The 15,693-nt window shown below is 47.9% G+C and carries 23 protein-coding genes; 3 read left to right on the forward strand and 20 right to left on the reverse strand.

The window, feature by feature from the left end; all coding sequences use genetic code 11:
- Positions 1-5: 5 nt before the first annotated feature.
- The 19 genes from VIA_RS07715 to VIA_RS07795 form a co-directional block, all read right to left on the reverse strand.
- Positions 6-638, reverse strand: a complete 633-nt coding sequence (locus VIA_RS07715) for a phage tail protein (protein ID WP_004412227.1) — start codon at positions 636-638, stop codon at positions 6-8.
- Positions 635-1,834 carry a baseplate J/gp47 family protein gene (locus VIA_RS07720; RefSeq protein WP_004412228.1) on the reverse strand — a complete coding sequence of 400 codons (1,200 nt, stop codon included), beginning with the start codon at positions 1,832-1,834 and terminating at the stop codon, positions 635-637. The genes VIA_RS07715 and VIA_RS07720 overlap by 4 nt, the downstream gene beginning before the upstream one ends.
- Positions 1,831-2,163, reverse strand: coding sequence for a DUF2590 family protein (locus tag VIA_RS07725; RefSeq protein WP_004412229.1), 333 nt, complete (start codon positions 2,161-2,163; stop codon positions 1,831-1,833). Before VIA_RS07725 ends, VIA_RS07720 begins: the two co-directional genes overlap by 4 nt.
- Positions 2,156-3,937 carry a phage tail tape measure protein gene (locus tag VIA_RS07730; RefSeq protein WP_004412230.1) on the reverse strand — a complete coding sequence of 594 codons (1,782 nt, stop codon included), beginning with the start codon at positions 3,935-3,937 and terminating at the stop codon, positions 2,156-2,158. The genes VIA_RS07725 and VIA_RS07730 overlap by 8 nt, the downstream gene beginning before the upstream one ends.
- Positions 3,938-3,939: 2 nt before the next feature.
- On the reverse strand, positions 3,940-4,110 hold the full coding sequence (locus tag VIA_RS22650) for a DUF6890 family protein (RefSeq protein WP_425273946.1): 171 nt from the start codon (positions 4,108-4,110) through the stop codon (positions 3,940-3,942).
- Between the two features lie 17 nt (positions 4,111-4,127).
- Positions 4,128-4,412, reverse strand: coding sequence for a putative phage tail assembly chaperone (locus tag VIA_RS07735; protein WP_004412231.1), 285 nt, complete (start codon positions 4,410-4,412; stop codon positions 4,128-4,130).
- 4 nt (positions 4,413-4,416) lie between these two features.
- Positions 4,417-4,719, reverse strand: a complete 303-nt coding sequence (lysC, locus tag VIA_RS21655) for an Rz1-like lysis system protein LysC (protein WP_244262974.1) — start codon at positions 4,717-4,719, stop codon at positions 4,417-4,419.
- Positions 4,628-4,903, reverse strand: coding sequence for a hypothetical protein (locus VIA_RS21540; RefSeq protein ID WP_244262975.1), 276 nt, complete (start codon positions 4,901-4,903; stop codon positions 4,628-4,630). Before VIA_RS21540 ends, lysC begins: the two co-directional genes overlap by 92 nt.
- Positions 4,904-4,943: 40 nt before the next feature.
- Positions 4,944-5,525, reverse strand: a complete 582-nt coding sequence (locus tag VIA_RS07745; protein ID WP_004412233.1) for a lysozyme — start codon at positions 5,523-5,525, stop codon at positions 4,944-4,946.
- Entirely contained in the window at positions 5,512-5,724 is a 213-nt protein-coding gene (locus VIA_RS07750; RefSeq protein ID WP_004412234.1) for a hypothetical protein, read from the reverse strand. The genes VIA_RS07745 and VIA_RS07750 overlap by 14 nt, the downstream gene beginning before the upstream one ends.
- A 9-nt stretch (positions 5,725-5,733) precedes the next feature.
- Positions 5,734-5,946: a TraR/DksA C4-type zinc finger protein gene (locus VIA_RS07755; RefSeq protein ID WP_004416148.1), complete on the reverse strand. Its 213-nt coding sequence runs from the start codon at positions 5,944-5,946 to the stop codon at positions 5,734-5,736.
- A gap of 15 nt (positions 5,947-5,961) precedes the next feature.
- Positions 5,962-6,414 carry a phage protein gene (locus VIA_RS07760; RefSeq protein WP_004412238.1) on the reverse strand — a complete coding sequence of 151 codons (453 nt, stop codon included), beginning with the start codon at positions 6,412-6,414 and terminating at the stop codon, positions 5,962-5,964.
- Positions 6,414-7,526, reverse strand: a complete 1,113-nt coding sequence (locus VIA_RS07765; RefSeq protein ID WP_004412240.1) for a DUF2586 domain-containing protein — start codon at positions 7,524-7,526, stop codon at positions 6,414-6,416. The genes VIA_RS07760 and VIA_RS07765 overlap by 1 nt, the downstream gene beginning before the upstream one ends.
- Positions 7,527-7,528: 2 nt before the next feature.
- Positions 7,529-8,188 carry a phage virion morphogenesis protein gene (locus VIA_RS07770; protein ID WP_004412242.1) on the reverse strand — a complete coding sequence of 220 codons (660 nt, stop codon included), beginning with the start codon at positions 8,186-8,188 and terminating at the stop codon, positions 7,529-7,531.
- On the reverse strand, positions 8,175-8,675 hold the full coding sequence (locus VIA_RS07775; RefSeq protein WP_004412244.1) for a phage tail protein: 501 nt from the start codon (positions 8,673-8,675) through the stop codon (positions 8,175-8,177). The genes VIA_RS07770 and VIA_RS07775 overlap by 14 nt, the downstream gene beginning before the upstream one ends.
- Entirely contained in the window at positions 8,672-9,133 is a 462-nt protein-coding gene (locus tag VIA_RS07780) for a head completion/stabilization protein (protein WP_004412246.1), read from the reverse strand. Before VIA_RS07780 ends, VIA_RS07775 begins: the two co-directional genes overlap by 4 nt.
- A gap of 110 nt (positions 9,134-9,243) precedes the next feature.
- Entirely contained in the window at positions 9,244-9,990 is a 747-nt protein-coding gene (gpM, locus tag VIA_RS07785) for a phage terminase small subunit (protein ID WP_004412248.1), read from the reverse strand.
- Between the two features lie 10 nt (positions 9,991-10,000).
- Positions 10,001-11,014, reverse strand: a complete 1,014-nt coding sequence (locus VIA_RS07790) for a phage major capsid protein, P2 family (protein ID WP_004412250.1) — start codon at positions 11,012-11,014, stop codon at positions 10,001-10,003.
- Positions 11,015-11,887, reverse strand: a complete 873-nt coding sequence (locus tag VIA_RS07795) for a GPO family capsid scaffolding protein (RefSeq protein WP_004412252.1) — start codon at positions 11,885-11,887, stop codon at positions 11,015-11,017.
- Positions 11,888-12,055: 168 nt separating this feature from the next.
- On the opposite strand from VIA_RS07795, the gene VIA_RS07800 reads away from it, so the two are divergent.
- The 3 genes from VIA_RS07800 (at position 12,056) to VIA_RS21660 (ending at position 15,183) form a co-directional block, all read left to right on the forward strand.
- Positions 12,056-13,840 carry a terminase large subunit domain-containing protein gene (locus VIA_RS07800; protein ID WP_004412253.1) on the forward strand — a complete coding sequence of 595 codons (1,785 nt, stop codon included), beginning with the start codon at positions 12,056-12,058 and terminating at the stop codon, positions 13,838-13,840.
- A complete protein-coding gene (locus VIA_RS07805; RefSeq protein WP_004416143.1) occupies positions 13,837-14,865 on the forward strand; it encodes a phage portal protein in 1,029 nt (342 codons plus the stop codon). Before VIA_RS07800 ends, VIA_RS07805 begins: the two co-directional genes overlap by 4 nt.
- 66 nt (positions 14,866-14,931) lie before the next feature.
- The gene (locus tag VIA_RS21660) at positions 14,932-15,183 is read left to right on the forward strand and encodes an Ogr/Delta-like zinc finger protein (RefSeq protein WP_004416141.1); all 252 of its coding nucleotides are present in this window, start codon (positions 14,932-14,934) and stop codon (positions 15,181-15,183) included.
- On the opposite strand, the gene VIA_RS07810 is transcribed toward VIA_RS21660, so the two are convergent.
- Positions 15,178-15,480 carry a hypothetical protein gene (locus VIA_RS07810; protein ID WP_004412256.1) on the reverse strand — a complete coding sequence of 101 codons (303 nt, stop codon included), beginning with the start codon at positions 15,478-15,480 and terminating at the stop codon, positions 15,178-15,180. The genes VIA_RS21660 and VIA_RS07810 overlap by 6 nt on opposite strands.
- Between the last annotated feature and the right edge of the window lie 213 nt (positions 15,481-15,693).

The raw sequence follows: 15,693 nt of genomic DNA on the forward strand, positions 1-15,693 counted from the left end.
AGCCTTTAGAGGCTTGCAATAAATAACTGTTGTTGATGTTCGATTGGTTGGGGCTTCATCGTCAGTTCAACTGCCAATTTCGATTCTGCAGAAAAGAGGCTGAAGTTATGCGAAAACTCACCACTGGCGATGGTTAGGGTTGTTGGGAACGTCACCTGAAAGCGATAGCGTCGACACGTTCTGCCGTATTGTTCGATCAAGGTTTGAACTAACTTGGTATTGTTAGAGATATCACCATCGGTCAATTCGATGGTGCAGACATCCCACTCAATAGCACTTTCACGTTCTTTGAACGCCACAATACCAATACCTAATCGTTCAAAAATGCGTTTGAATCCAGCTACGCTGCCGGCGTCTTTCGCATTAACGAAGGCGTATTTCACGCGCTTACGAAACAGGCTCAGCGGCTCGCCATCAAAACGGGTGATGTCTCTGTCCCACGCCATCAGCTCTAACACTTTCTCACTACAAGTCAGTGCATCGAGTTGGTTGACTGGATAAGTGAGCCAGTCATACACACGAAGCCAAAACCGCTTCACCCCTTGGGTTAACCAATAAGGTTCAATTTTCTCTTTCGGGATGGATTCACCATCTTGCCACCAAGGGAGAACAATCTTGATCATCTCTGGGATGTTCATTGGGTCACCTCGCTAATGGTTAAGCTTTGCAGACGTGGCTGCTCCAGTGATGAAACAATGTCTTTTTGCACTTCACCATCGACGATAAATCTCACCGATTCGACTCTGTTTAAATCCTCGTGGATTTCCTTGCCTAATCGAGACAAAGAGAAACGACTCTTGGGAGCTGCTCGGGTGATGTTCTTATGCGCATCCGACTCCCGAAATGCCGCGCGAATACGGTCCTCTACTTGCTGTTTCTCGCTAGTTTTCGTATCCGCATCTAAATTGGCCACGAACACAACTTCAGTCACGATATCAACGTTCTTATCGGGTATCGCCTTACAGGTAAGAACATCGCCATGGCCGTGATGGCCATTCGTCATAATATGGGTGTTCAACTGTTCGAGAATGCTTTGTGGTATCTGGCCGACTTCCATCAAGATATAAGCGGTGGCTGTTCCTGGCTCAACTTCCCCTGTGTTCTTGAAAAAGACATTGTCACTTCGAATGCCTGCTACATCAGTGATGATAGAGCGGTACACATCATCGATATGCCAAGCACCCGAACTGGTAAAGGCGTTTTGTAGGCGCAAGGCTAGCTCGTCGTCAGCTTCAATATCGGCGCCTAATGTGGTGATGTAATCTGGTTTGTTCTCTGCTGAGACTATTCCACTGATTTCTTCTGGGATGATGCTGTAGTAACCGGCAGACAGGTTAAACGCTTGGCCTTCGTATTCCGCTTCACATAAAATATCGCCTTCCGCTTCACCGGCAGCAATAACCGTGTCACGGATAACAAACAGACGATAAACGACACCGTCTATCGGAGGGCTTTGGATAATCGACCCCGCGGAGACAGTACTCTCTTCGGCGCTATTGGCTTTGGTTAAAGTGATGTTGCCTTGCATTTTTACTGCGGGTTTCGGTTCAACATCGAGTTCCCACGCTTTTAAGTCAAGCGCCCAACGCTGCGCCGTGGCGACGAATAGGCTCGGCATGATGTGTTTCGCCAAGAGTGTAGTTATGAGCCAATAAACAGGTGAAACAACCGCCGCTTTGACCCAACGCCAAAACGGGCTCATTTCAGAGTCATTCGAGATTTGGCTTCCGGCATCTTTTACGTCTTTTTCGAGCTGCTCAGTAATGGCCGCCTCTGTTGTCGGGATGCCTTCTTGTTCAAGGACGTCGACAAAGTCTACCGATGGTCTTTTCATTGGTTCACCTCAATGTCGATCGAGTCTGAAAAATCGAACGCTTTGGCTGTCAGTTCTACGGTGCCAATCTTGGTTTCGTTGGCATACACACTACCTGGTATGATTCGCTCATCTTGCTCTGCGGCTTGCTCGATTTGCACAAGTACATCGGCACGTAAAGTTGGATTGCGCTCTGCCAATAGCCTTCGTGCGAGTCCTGATTCCATGATGCGGTGCTTCACATCTTGAGCGATGCTGTATAGATCACTGGCTTGCTCTGGCTGTTGGCCTGCATCGACGTTCCAACCGCCTTGAATCACTTTGATGTCGATAAACTTTTGGTCAGCCATTGGATAACGCCTCCCACTCTTCCATCTGCTCTGGGGTGAATCCCCCTTCAGTGGTGATGTTCACCTCGCCAATATGAGTTTGGTTTCCTGCCATTGCTGTTGGCCTTTGTGCGGTGATGTTCTGTACCATTTGTGGTGGTAACTGAGCGTTACTCTGAACGTTCGCGTTTGGGGCAAAATCTTCCAGTGTTGGAATTGGCTTACGCTCGGCATTTTCGACAACGGTTGCCGCTTGAATCTCTGGACTACCGGAGCTACTCAGGTCAATATCGATACCCGGTATCATGTTGAGCTTTTCGATCACCCAATCGATGGTGTCAGACAAGAACTTGAACACTGCGGTATCACCAAATGAGGCTTTGAGGTCATCCCACCAATAAATCATGGCGCCCACTACGGCGATAAGGCCGACAATACCTGCGACTACCCATGTCATCGGGTTAGCCCATAGTGCCGTATTGAATAACCAGGTGGCTGCGGTCATTGCGATGGTGCTGATACGTAGAAGTTTAAGTACACCATTGAGCGCTCCCATAGTGACAGCCCATCCGCCACTCATCATTTGGCCTATGCCCATTGCGAGAGACAGCCCCGCGACTACACCACCTAAAGAGAGTGCAGCAATCGCAGCATAACCAAACAGTTCAACCAACCAAGGAAACTCGTCTGTCCAACCTGAAATCCACACGATGCCATCGGCGAGCGAACCCACAACGGCATTTATGGAAGGTAAGATCACACCGAAGACGGCAGCACGAACGGCAAACCAAGAGGATTCGAGTCGCTCCCATTGGTCAGTCATTTTGGAAGCCATCTCTTCGGCTTTCGACATTCCTTGCACACTACCAAGTGTTTCGATGCTACCTGCTAGGCCGTCAGTATCGGCCATCAACTGCTTGATCAGTGCGGTGGCTTGTTTACTGCCAAATGCTTTATCAAGCTGAGCAGACTCAGCAACACTTAAGGTATCTCCAAATTCACCTTTAATTTGCTCTAGGATCTCGAGCATTGGGAGCATCTTGCCCCGGCTATCAGTAAAGCTGAGTCCGAGCTCATCTTGCGCTTTGGCTACGCCAGATAAGAATGCACGATATTTGGTTCCCGCTTCGCTACCACTCATGGTCGCCTGCAAGGTTCCTAAGATGGCCATTTGCTCATTCATGGCAATACCAGCGGCAGTCGCATCAGCGCCAACGCTAGAGAACGCACTACTCATTTCCGAACCAGTAGTTTTGAACATCTGCACTGCACTGGCAGTTTGGCCTGCCACTGTTTCTACCCAAGCGCCTTTACCCATCTCATTGGCTTGATTCTTAAAGATGCCGTACATGGTGCCCATGTAACTGGTGATGGTTGAGGTATCTGCTTTAGTGGCAGCGGCCAAAACACCCGAAGCTTTGGTGAACTGCGATAGTTCTGCGCCGTCTAACCCATCAATCGCTGATTGAATATCGTAAGAAGCATTCACAAAGTCAGTGGCCGACTTTCCGTATTCAGCGGAAAACTCCAAGGCCGTAACCTGAAGCTCTTTTAGCGCGTCACTGGTAACGCCAAGCGACGCCACTTCTCCCAGTTTTCTATCCATCTCAATAGCCGGCATTAATGCGTTTTGCACAGCGAAGCCAGCCGCCACAATACCTGCGGTACCTGTGGCAACGTTCTGTAGGCCTTGCTTACCCAAATCCGTTGCGGCGGTCATCTCTTTAGTGATGCCTTGCAAGGGTTTGGTCACCTGATCAATCAGGGTCATCTGCATTAGTAGCTTTTCGTCCATACTTACCTGCTATTGAACAGATTGGCGATGGCGGTTTGCACCGCTGCCTCCATTCGTTGCTTATCTCGCTTTTCTAGCCACATGGCTCGGGCTAGGTTTTGTTCGTCGTCCCCTTCATGGGGTAAGTAGAATCTGCGCAGGGTGAGCGCTTGTTCGATACCGTTCTGCTCGATACGCTCAACCCGCTCAGTTAGTTTTTTAGCGTGATGGTAATGCCACCCTTAGCGGCCTCACTGACCGTTGCGAATAACTGCATCGTCAAACCTGGTACCGCATCTAAGTAGGCCTTCAGTTCGTCTTTTTGCTTAGGGTCAACACTACGAGTGAGGTAGTGATATGCAGGCACCACTTTGCTACTTGGCATCACTTCATTTGAATAGTTGTTAGCATCCGTCACCGTCGGAGTGAAGGTGAAGTCGGTATCACCTACCGTAACGACAACAGGTTTTAGTGCGAATGTCGGTTGATTAGACATGAGATTATCCTTTGTTGATTGACAGCGATGCTTGTTGCTCGGCTCGCCAGTTTAAGTAGTCTTGTGTTTGGTCAGCGCATCGCCCTAGGGCATCTTTCAACCGTGGAATATCTTCGGTCGCGATTTCGGGCCATGTGCCTTTAACATTTGGTTTTTCACACGGGACAATCAGCCCCGCCGGTGGCAGTTGAACAATGACTCGTGTCTGGATGGCATCAGTACGGCTGCTGCAGCCGCTGAGTAACACTGTCAGGAATGCGGCATTCCACATTTTCCAGTTGTGATTCCAGTTCGCTGATTTGTTCATCTAACTGCCTTTTGTCTTGCTGCTGTTTATGAGCGCGGCTGACCAGTAACTCATTCACGTACTCTTGGTCATGCCGTAATGTCTTGATGGTTAACTCACTGGTTTGATTAGCCGCTTTGGCTGCATCAAGCCTTGCCCTTAATGCAGCTTGTTCGGCCTTACTAGCCTTGAGTAATAACCACATGGATGTGATTGCGACGAATACCGCTACCACTAACAACCATTTAATCGACTTGGGTACACCGAGCATATTCAAGCCCTCTTCGCACGATCAGCCCGTTGTATTTCTTGCCGCCGCTGTACACCCAACGCTTTAACTGCTCACACGCTTTAAGGTATTCGCCCTGCATAATGTGTTTGTAAATCTGGGTCGCACTGCCATTCCCGTTACGTCTGAACTTAGTGCATCCGGTATTGAAGGCAAAACTGGTAAAGGCGTCGAACTGGCCTTGAGTCATAGCAATACCGGATATGCTTTCGGCTTTGGTAATACACCGCTCGGCACTTTGAATATTCTTCACCCAATCTTTGGCAACTTGCTCTAACAACACCGTCGCACTCGGAACATCATGTGTGTTACCAATTCCGTTAGTAGCTAAACCTGCAGGGCAGCGATATGGGTCTTGTCGACATCCTTCTGCATTACCAATCAGCTCAAGAGCAGCCGAGCTAACACGCAACTCACCCAGTTCTTGCTGCTGAATTACAACCGGACCAACAGGCTCAGTACTATCAACCGCAACACCACCTGTAATTAGAGCAATCGCGCCCAACACAGAGCAGACGATTTTTTTACTCAGTTTCACTGACCGTGACTCCTTTCTCAGTGGCAATACGCTGCATTTCGCGCTTGTGCCAGTAGTTCAAAATTAGTGCAAGCACGCCGATCACAAGCGACCCCGTAAAGTACCAATGCTCATAGGTCATTTTGCTGATGCCCATTCCTAGCAATGACATCAGGTACACTAGGCCACTGGTGAACTTGTCGAACCATTCTTTCAACATAAGGGCGAGTTACCTCCGCTCTAGAAGCGACTGACAATCAATGCAGAATTGACAGCCCTTGCTTGCTTTTCTTCGCGCTTCTTGGATTGGCTCGCCACACTCTTCGCAATCCAACGCGCTCTCTTTTTCGGCATTTTGGCTAGACCGTAACAACTGGTTAGCCAGTGCCACTTTGGTGAATTGGGTTTCTGTTCCGCTTGCATGATCAATCACATCCGTCATTGGTTTACCCTTCACCTACAGCACATAGCGCGTATCGTCTTCGCTGAGGTATGGCACCCCATCAATCTTGACGAACAGTGGACTAGTGACTAAACCTTTGAGCTTGCGCTTGTGTTTATCTGAGCTCGACGGATCAATGTTGAGAATGTCTTCAATCAACCATTTCACCCCAAAGAACTCGACTTTCTGCTCTTCTTCACCGGTGTTGGCGTAACACATCAAATCATCTAGTGGTAAGTTGCGGTAACTGCCTGAAGCTTTGGCCGCGCTGTGAACGACTTTGAAGTACTTAGCATCAAGCTCAAGCTCGATTTCACAGCTCACTTCACCGTCAGTGAAACCATCAGGAATGCCGCCGCTCTTAGCGACTTCAGACGAATCGGAAATATTGGCAGTGAGGCTCTCAACATGAATAAACTCACCAAGTAAGTTGGTATCAAAACTACGGGTAGAAATTCGGCGACTCATTAGGCAACCTCCCCTTTCTTAACGCTGATGTAGACAGTGATTTTTACTGGGCAGTCGTAAGGCTGAACCTGCATGTAAATCTCAACTTCTTCATTGGTGACCCACTTAATGCGAATGTCGTCTTCTTCTGGCGGTAGGATTTCACCTGGATCGCCCGTACGTGCCATGCGTCGCAAGTCTTGAGTGAAATAGATTTTCGCAGCTTCGGTGGCCGATGGCGTTGAATTGAACTTACGGTCGGCGATTCGTGCAATGGCGCGAATGCGAACAAAGCGAGCCGCTTTCATTGCTACGCGGATATGACGAATATCTTGATAGTCGCCCCCTGGCACATCGAGGGTATTGCCTGTTGTCCAGTAATGACCTGGGTAGTCTGGATACCACATCGGCACTGATAGGCGATTCGACTCCAGCGCTTTGAGATGCGCGAGCTGTAAACTGTCACCGTTCTTATCGGTTAAGAACTCAGTGTTACCGACCACAGAGCCGGTCATCACGCGGGCCGGTGAATCGGCAATTGAGACTTCACCATTGGCCATACGTCCAACGCCTTTACCAAAGGTATCGAGGTCTTTGTGTAAGGTTGGGATGACCGTAACGTATTCACTCGCAACGTCTGTCACGATAGCAGTGCAATCTGCGATGTACTGTTCCCACGTTTTGCCTGTGGTGGCGTTATTGTCAATCGCTGGCAAACGACAAATCACAAATGTTTCTCGGCCCAGTGAAACTTTAAGCTCTGTTCGCAAGGTGTTCGCCGATTCAATAAAGGCTTTATCTGCAGCAGGGATATGTACCGCCGTCGCTTCAAAGCTTGAGACTTCGTTAGCCTTTTTCACCGCGTCTTGCCAATTGTCACCTTGGTCTAAGATGAGCACACCCGCAGTCCAATTCTGTTTTGCGTTATGCTGCGCGGCTTTGAGATTGGCAAGGTACTCGGCACTCGCTTTGTCGAGCACATCGTCAAGATCACTGGTCGAGTCAACCATGTAAAGTGGACGCTCTTCGCCCGTGACAGTGCCATAACCCACAAATAGGAAGTGGTTGTCTACAGTGGCGATAGGCCCTTGCATAAGGTTTTGAATAATGATGGTAACGGTAGGCCATGCCATAGTTACTTACTCCTATTGCGTTTGAGTTCTCGCTTAATCATCATTGCCATACGTTTAGGACTAATGCCGATCAGCTGTCGTTCTGGTCTTCCTACTTGCCAATCTCTAGCGGGAGTTTTGTTCTCCAGCTCTTGAATGGTTTTTGTCGCTTCCCCAAGTGTCATGTTTTCAGTTATCCACTTGAGGGTTGGTTTCTTGCCGCGCTTTTGCCTACCTTGTGGCTTTAGCCTAAAACCAAGATCGCGCAGATGCTTGGCTTGCTCTCGGGGAGCGTTGTCATCTTTGCTTGGCTCTTTATTCTTTTTTGCTTGGCGCTTTCGCTTAGTTAATCCGCTTTCTTCCGCTATGCCATTGTGGTGTTGATAAGCCACCTTTCCGCGAGCTGTTGGCCAGCCAACAAACAAGGTCTTGTTACTATTGCGCTGAAAGTGCTTCACTTTACGGGTGAACCCCATCAGCATTTTTTTGCGCCCTTTCTTTCGACCTTTCCACTTAGTGCCGTCAGGATTGCTTTGGGCTCTGACATTCTTTTGGGTCTGCTTGGCTAACTGAGCGCCGAGCTTTTTTAGCAACCGAGTGCGTTTTTTTCTGTCTAGCGTGAGCAGTGCGATTTGCTCTTTGGCTCGTAAAAAACTGTGTTCGTCGGCCTTAATCTGGAGCATGGTTTATCACCACATCTCGTAGCTTGGTTGCGGTCCAAATATCGTAATCTTCAAGTCGGTACTGTTTGCCGCCCCAGTAAATTGGCCCCTGTGGGTCTTCAATCACTTTCACGGGCTCTTCAAACATCACCTCGATAATCAGCTCAGCACTGCTGGCGTCTTCTATCACGACTTCGATGTCTGGGTCGCTCAGCTCAGACAACTGCTGCTCACGCTCTTCATCGTTGTCCATCAACCAGGCGCCAATATTGGCAAATAGGACTGCGGGGCTTTGTTCTTGGTAAGGGAAGCGGTCAAAGTAAAACTCAGCTTTGTAGCGCTGTAACATCAGTTGAGAACTACCATTGCCCATAAACTTTGGCGTCAACTTCAGTTCAATGTCTTGCATTTCAGCGCTCATACGCATGGCGACTTTTTTCCCTACTCGCGCTTCAATAAACGCTTTCAGATCACGCAGTTTGTAGCCTGCTTGGTACTGTTCGCTCATATCAAACTTACCGTTGCTCTAGTTTTCCCGTTCATAGCGCGGATAATGCGCGCACACTCGGCCAGCAGTTCGTTTTTAGTTTCAGCACTTCGCTCTGCTAGATGATCACCTTCTTTCTTTTGGTGAACAGTACTGAAGTCGGGGAGTAAATCGGCTTTAGCTCGAGCAAACACCGCCGCTTCATACTGGATCACTACGTTGTTCTTTCCAGACACGACCGGAAAGGATTGAACATCGACGGCTTTGACAATCCCCTCTGCCTGGTACTTGGCTTCAAGGCTAGCTAACTCTAAATTGCATGCAGAAACAGCATTGGCTAACGCAAAAGCAATGCGCTCAGCATCCTGTGCTGGCGGTGTACCACGTCGGCGCTCAAAATCGCCTGCGTTGATGTCTGGCCAGAAACCATTATTGGTAATGGTGGTGTCTTGGTAGCCGTTGTTTCCGCCTGTAAGCATTGCAATTCCTTGTTCAAAATTGGTGCGCTCTAGCCACTGGGTCGACGGTTTTACAATGAACCACACGGGTTATTGCAACCTCGCCAGCCGAGCGCGGCGGCGTAGGAGCTTTAGAGGTTCTTGCCCTCTTGAATCGCGTTAATGCGCGATTGAACTTCTTTAATCTTGGTGGTTACGCCCACCTTGTTATGCAGCTCGTGTGCTTTGGTCATAAATGCCAGTGCGCTTTCGAGCTTTTCCAAGTCGCCCACATCACTGGGTTTCACCTGACCTTTTTCGTTTGTTAGCAACGCATAACCCGCGAACTTGAGCCACTTAGCATGAAGCTTTTCGTTAACGGCCCAGTCGCTTTCAATCTTGTTGAGCACTTGATTGAAATAAGGTTGAATACTGTTGCCTGTTGGGAAGGTTTTTTCAGCCCACTCTAAAACGAAATCTGCACACACTTCTGGCCAAGGGCGTTTGAAGTTCTCCGGTGTCGGCAAGCCTTTTTCAATGGCTTGAATACACCAATCAATGGCCGTGTCGAGTTCTTCCGCATCAAACATCCACACAATAAGATCAGTGAAGATTGGGTTTTGATACGCTTCACCAGCTTCAAGGTAAGCTTCAACCATTGGCTTGTACTTCGGGATCAGCACTTCACGCTTGTGATTAACCTTTTGCGCAATCTGGGTGAATTCTTTCAGCGCGAGTTTGTCTTGCTCGAACTCAACCAGTTTGATGTGCAGGCTATCTGCCGAAGCCGAAAGCGCCTGATTTGCGACTTCTATTGATGCCGCTGCGTTTGCAGTGGCATCGTTTCGTTTGACGCGAAGTAAAATCGCGTCACGTTGTTTTCTGAGTGGGCTTACCATGGGCTAGTCCTTACGGTGCTGGATTAGGGTCTACAATGTCGACCTGCTCAATCGCGGCGAATTTCTCAAAGCGTCCTACACCGTAGCCTTCCATACGTAGATAAGACGTTTCGAAACGCTTACGGTCTTCTTCATTGCGCGATTTACGCCACTGAGTGCCTTTTTGCGTGAGCACTTGCAAGTTTTTCAGCGTGGTAATCCACATCGCTTTAGGTGGGAAAAACGGTGGCGTATACACCTTGCGACCATTAATGGTTTTGGCCAGGCTTTGGGCTGCTTTGTGTTCTGTTGGCTTATCAGCCGATTCGAGCAAGCGGTGCTGCTCTGCGGCGACAAGATCACGGCCAACTAAGATCACTAGCTCATCATCACCTTGGAACACTTCATGAATCACAGTGTTCTCTAGATCATTCGCTAACGAATCAAGGTTTTTGTATGAGCCCGCCGTTTGACCTGTTGGGTCTAGCGTAGCTGAGGCTAATACTTGTGCCGGTGCTTTTTCTTTGACGATAGTGAGCCAACCTTTATTTACATCTTGACCCAGTGGATACGTTGTAGGATTAGTATCGCCAGCCGCTACGTGAGTACCATGAAAGCCAATACGCAGCGTATCGAGGCCAAGGTTGCGAGTAATGGCGTTGTTCATTAGCTTCGCCCACTCATTCTTACTGCCTGAGTTAGCCCACTGGGTCATCATTTCCCATGTAATGAACACACCTGAGTCTGTCTCGGTAAGCTCGTAGGTATGACCGCCTTGACCAAGCTCTGCATAAAAGCGGTCATTGGTTTTGCGACCCGTGATTAATCCGCTGTTACCCACATCAACTACCTGACCTTTGATTTGGTCAACAGGCATTGCTGCGAGCATTCCCAAGAATCCAACGGATTGCAGGATTCCCTGGCGCAGTTTAGTTTCCATCGGTGGCGCAATATTAAATTGCTTCGAAACGTCGGCGACTTCGTTGTCTTTGGCAAGTTGCTGACAGTACATTTCTAGGTATTTGGTTGAAGTTGCATTCAGCATTTACACAACCTCCATAGATTGAGCATCATGACCAGAAGGGTCTGGACGCTGGTCTGGGGATTCTTCAGACAAAGCTTTGAACTGCTTATCTAGCTCTGATTGCTGGGTGATGATGCCGTCTAACTTTTCGTTCAGTTGAGAGAACTGCTCGGCGCTAACACCTTTCTCGATCTCTTCTGGTTTCACTTCGGCTTCAGGCTCAGGGTTTAGCTGCTTACTAAACTCGTTTTGCTGTTTCTCAAGGTCGGCCTGTTTGGTTTCGATACCTTCAAGCTTTCCCATCAATTGAGCGAATTGCTCTTTGGTCATTTCTTCATCCTCGTTCTGGGGATCGTTAGGCGTTTCTGGCTCTTCATCGCCAGAAGAGAAAAATTCATTGAATGCCGCAAAGAAGCGGTCTTTTTTGGTAAAGCAGGATGAGAAGTCGATTTCTTCTAATGCGCTGCATTCAAGTTCGGTGGTTTCACCCTGCTTACGCGAGAACTGAAGGAGCGATGTGCCTGTGGATGCAGGAGAGTCAGTCGCAGCTAGGCCCATCAGATAACAACGCCCTTCACCTTTGTAATCAGGGTTTGGTTCAATCGAGGTAAACAACTTTTGCTTTTTGCGGTTGGCTTCAAGCATGTATTCGTTTGGCTCAAGCTTGGCGAATAGGCGCATTTTGCCGTCTTTCTCTTCAGCTTTAAGCTCCAAGACTTTTCCCCAGTTTTCACCGTAACCATAAAAGCGACGGTGCTCTGGCCAAATCAGTGCGGTATATTCATCTGTTGAGTAACTTGCAGCCATTTGCTCAATCCACTCACGAGTGATTTTGCGCCCGTCTACAGTTGGCCCTTCAGTTGCGATGATTTTCCAGTCACTTGCTTTTGGCATTTCTCGTACTCAAATTCGTTAATAACCACTCGATTTGAGCTAACAATACGCCTTTGAATGGGGCGTTTCAGCCACTTAAATTCTGAAGAATTCGGATACACGCCATATCCGAACTCGTCCGAATTTTTGCTTGTGAATGAGCATGTTAAGCAGGCGTATGATGCGCTTATGGCTTATTCAAAACAGATAAAGGAAGACGCGAAGCAGCTATATATTCGCGGCGTTTCTCCTAAACAAATCGCGGCGCAATTAGAGCTAAATAGCGACCGTATCGTTTATACCTGGGCGGAGAAATTCGGCTGGGCGTTGTTACTTGATGAACTATCTGTCGAACAAATGGTGAACCGCCGTTTGGCAGTGCTGATTGATTTACCAGAAAAGTCCGATCAGCAGCTTAAAGAGATGGATAAGCTAATTGAGCATCATGTGAAATTGCTCAAAGCGAATGCCGATGCCAAAGCTAAGATTGAAAGAGCCGCGCAAGCCAGCTCGGAGCCACAACCTACCCATAACGGTAAATCTGGTAATGGGAATCAAAAAAGTAAGAAGCGCGGGCGCAAAGTTAAAAACGACATAAGCGAACTGACTGAAGGCAGCTTTGCTGACTGGCATAACTCGCTGTATGCCTTCCAAAAGGTGATGCGTGAAAACCTTAATCAACGTATTCGGAACATTCTTAAATCTCGCCAGATTGGCGCCACTTACTACTTTTCTGGTGAAGCGCTAGAAAACGCGATTTTAACCGGCGACGATCAACTGTTCCTTTCGGCCTCTCGCGCTCAAGCTGAAGTGTTCCGTACATACATAATTCGCATTGCCAAAGAGTTTTGGGATATCGACTTGACCGGCAACCCGATTGTGCTTTCGAACGGGGCACACCTACGCTTTCTCTCGACTAACGGCAAAACCGCTCAATCCTACTCTGGCCATCTCTACACCGATGAGTATTTTTGGATTGGTCAGTTTGCCGAGGTTAAGAAGGTCTCGTCTGCGATTGCAACCCATAAGAAGTGGCGACGAACTTACTTTTCTACGCCATCGAGTAAAACCCACCCTGCTTACCCGTTTTGGACGGGTGATGAATGGCGCCAAGGCAAAGAAACGCGCAAGAACATCGAGTTCCCTACTTTTGATGAATACCGCGATGGTGGCCGACTATGCCCCGACAAACAGTGGCGTTACGTCATCACGATGGAAGATGCTGTCGCTCAAGGGTTTGACCTGGTAGATATCGAAGACCTACGTGACGAATACAGCGACAACGAGTTTAAGAACTTGTTTATGTGTATTTTCGTTGATGGGGCAGCATCCATCTTCGAGTTTAACAAAGTCATGCGATGCATGGTGGACAGCAAACAGTGGCAAGACTTTGACCCAAAAGCCAAACGCCCAATTGGTGCTCGCGAGGTATGGTTAGGCTATGACCCTTCAAGAACCCGAGACAATGCCTGTTTAGTTGTAGTTGCTCCGCCTGCGTTGCCGGGTGAAAAGTTTCGTGTGCTCGAAAAGCATTATTGGAAAGGGCTCAACTTCCAGTACCAGGCAAAACAAATTGGTGAAGTGTTTAAGTGCTACAACGTGACCTATCTCGGCATCGATGTAACAGGGATTGGCGCAGGTGTTTATGACCTACTCAGCAAACAGCACCCGCGCGAAGCGGTTGCCATTCATTATTCGAACGATAACAAAAACCGTCTTGTAATGAAGATGATTGACGTGATTGACGCCAGCCGCCTGCAGTTCGATGAAGAGCACAAAGATATGGCGATGGCGTTTATGGCAATTAAGCGCGTAGCGACCAACTCTGGCAACAACATGACGTTTAAAGCTGACCGCAGTGAACTGGTTGGCCACGCTGACGCGTTTTGGGCGATTTCTCACGCAGTGATTAATGAACCTCTCGATCACTCCTCCCCGACTAAATCTAAATATGTGATGGCGAATGCAGCATGACAAAACAAATGACCACCGAACAATCAAATACCTCCAAAGAGAAGAGCATTTCTTGTTTTTCATTTGATAACGCGCAGCCCGTAGATTCTAACTCTTGGATAACCAACTACTGCGAATTGTTCTACAACGACATGGATGACTACTGGGAGCCGCCAGTATCGCTTAGAGGTCTTGCCGATATAGCCAATACGAATGGTCATCATGGTTCTTTACTTAAAGCACGTTCTAACTATGTTAGTGGACGGTTTATTCAAGGCGGCGGTATGTCACCCGATGAGCTAAACCACGCTAGCTGGGATTACTTCGGGTTTGGCCATTTCGGATTTTTGAAGCTAAGAAACCACTTTAAAAAGGTGATTGGTTTAACTCCCTTGCCCATGATGCACATGCGCAAACGTAAGAACGGTGATTTTGTGCAACTGCTTAGGGATGACAAGAAAAAGGTCTATAAGGCTAAAGATGTGATTTTTGCAGGCCAGTATGACCCACAACAGCAAATCTATGGTTTACCGGATTACTTGGGCAGCTTGCAAAGTGCGTTGCTCAATAAAGATGCCACCTTGTTCAGACGCGCTTACTACAAGAACGGCGCCCACATGGGTTACATTTTTTACACCAGTGACCCAAACCTGAGTGATGAAGACGATCAACGTTTGCAAGAAGCACTTCAAGGAGCAAAGGGCCCAGGCAACTTCCGTTCGATGTATATCAACATTCCAAACGGCAAAGAGAAAGGGGTGCAGATCATTCCGGTTGGAGATATTGCCACTAAGGATGACTTCGAACGAGTGAAGAACATTTCCACTCAAGATATTTTCACAGGCCACCGCTTCCCTGCGGGGATGGGTGGAATGATGCCCCAAACAGGCGCGAACATGCCTGACCCAATCAAGGTGAGCCAAATGTACGATAAATACGAGGTAATCCCAGTTTGTAAGGTATTTGAGCGAGCGGTGAATAGTGACCCAGAAGTGCCTAAGCACCTGCACATGAAGTTTGATTTAAATATTGCACAAGACGCATAAACCTGTACAAAAACACAGTCATTGACGTAATATTGTACTGTCAGTCAGTTAAGTTAGGTCAATGTTATGAGAGTCCTTTGCCCAGAGTGCGGCGAGAGAAGCCGCATCCAGAAATCAAACAGAATGAGTACAAAGTATGCGGATTTGTATTGCTCATGTAGTGACCCAGAGTGTGGGCATACATTTGTGATGAATCTGTCTTATAGTCACACTTTAAGCCCTAGTGCCAAAACCACCTCGCAGTTAGCTTTTAATATGGTTAAGGCTTTAGCACCTGAACATCGAGAAGAGTTAAAACAGCAGCTTTCCATTCTATAACTTAAAAGTTGGACTCTCCGCTTCATCAGCCATCCCGATTATCGACTGGATGGCTTTTATTTTTTCATCATCCAAAAGATGAGCAAACCTTGGCAGTACTCCCTCAAGTAGTACTCGCCCCGCTTCCTCTCTTCCCTCTTCTGCCGTACTGACGGCAACACCATCAATAATTACATCCAGAGCGGATTGAAATAGCTGCTTTTCTTTAGACATATCAATACCCTTACCAGTGACACTGGAAATATACTGTATATCCATACAGGTTTCTACCTGAATTCTTAGACCTGCTTCACTCATATGTCATTTTCCTTCTTTACGAACCACAGTTTCATTGCTCAATCAAACAGCCAGTACATCTGTATCGGCACACTTTGACTCATATATTTATCAAGCTATCACGGCTTTAAAGTTTCCAAAGTCGCTCGTGATTACTGGGCTTAACCAACTAATTGACACCATACGCATCTCAAAACGAATACAACTGCTCTCGGATAAGATTTGAAAAAGGCG

It is taken from the genome of Vibrio orientalis CIP 102891 = ATCC 33934, assembly GCF_000176235.1.
Taxonomy (GTDB): Bacteria; Pseudomonadota; Gammaproteobacteria; order Enterobacterales; family Vibrionaceae; genus Vibrio; species Vibrio orientalis.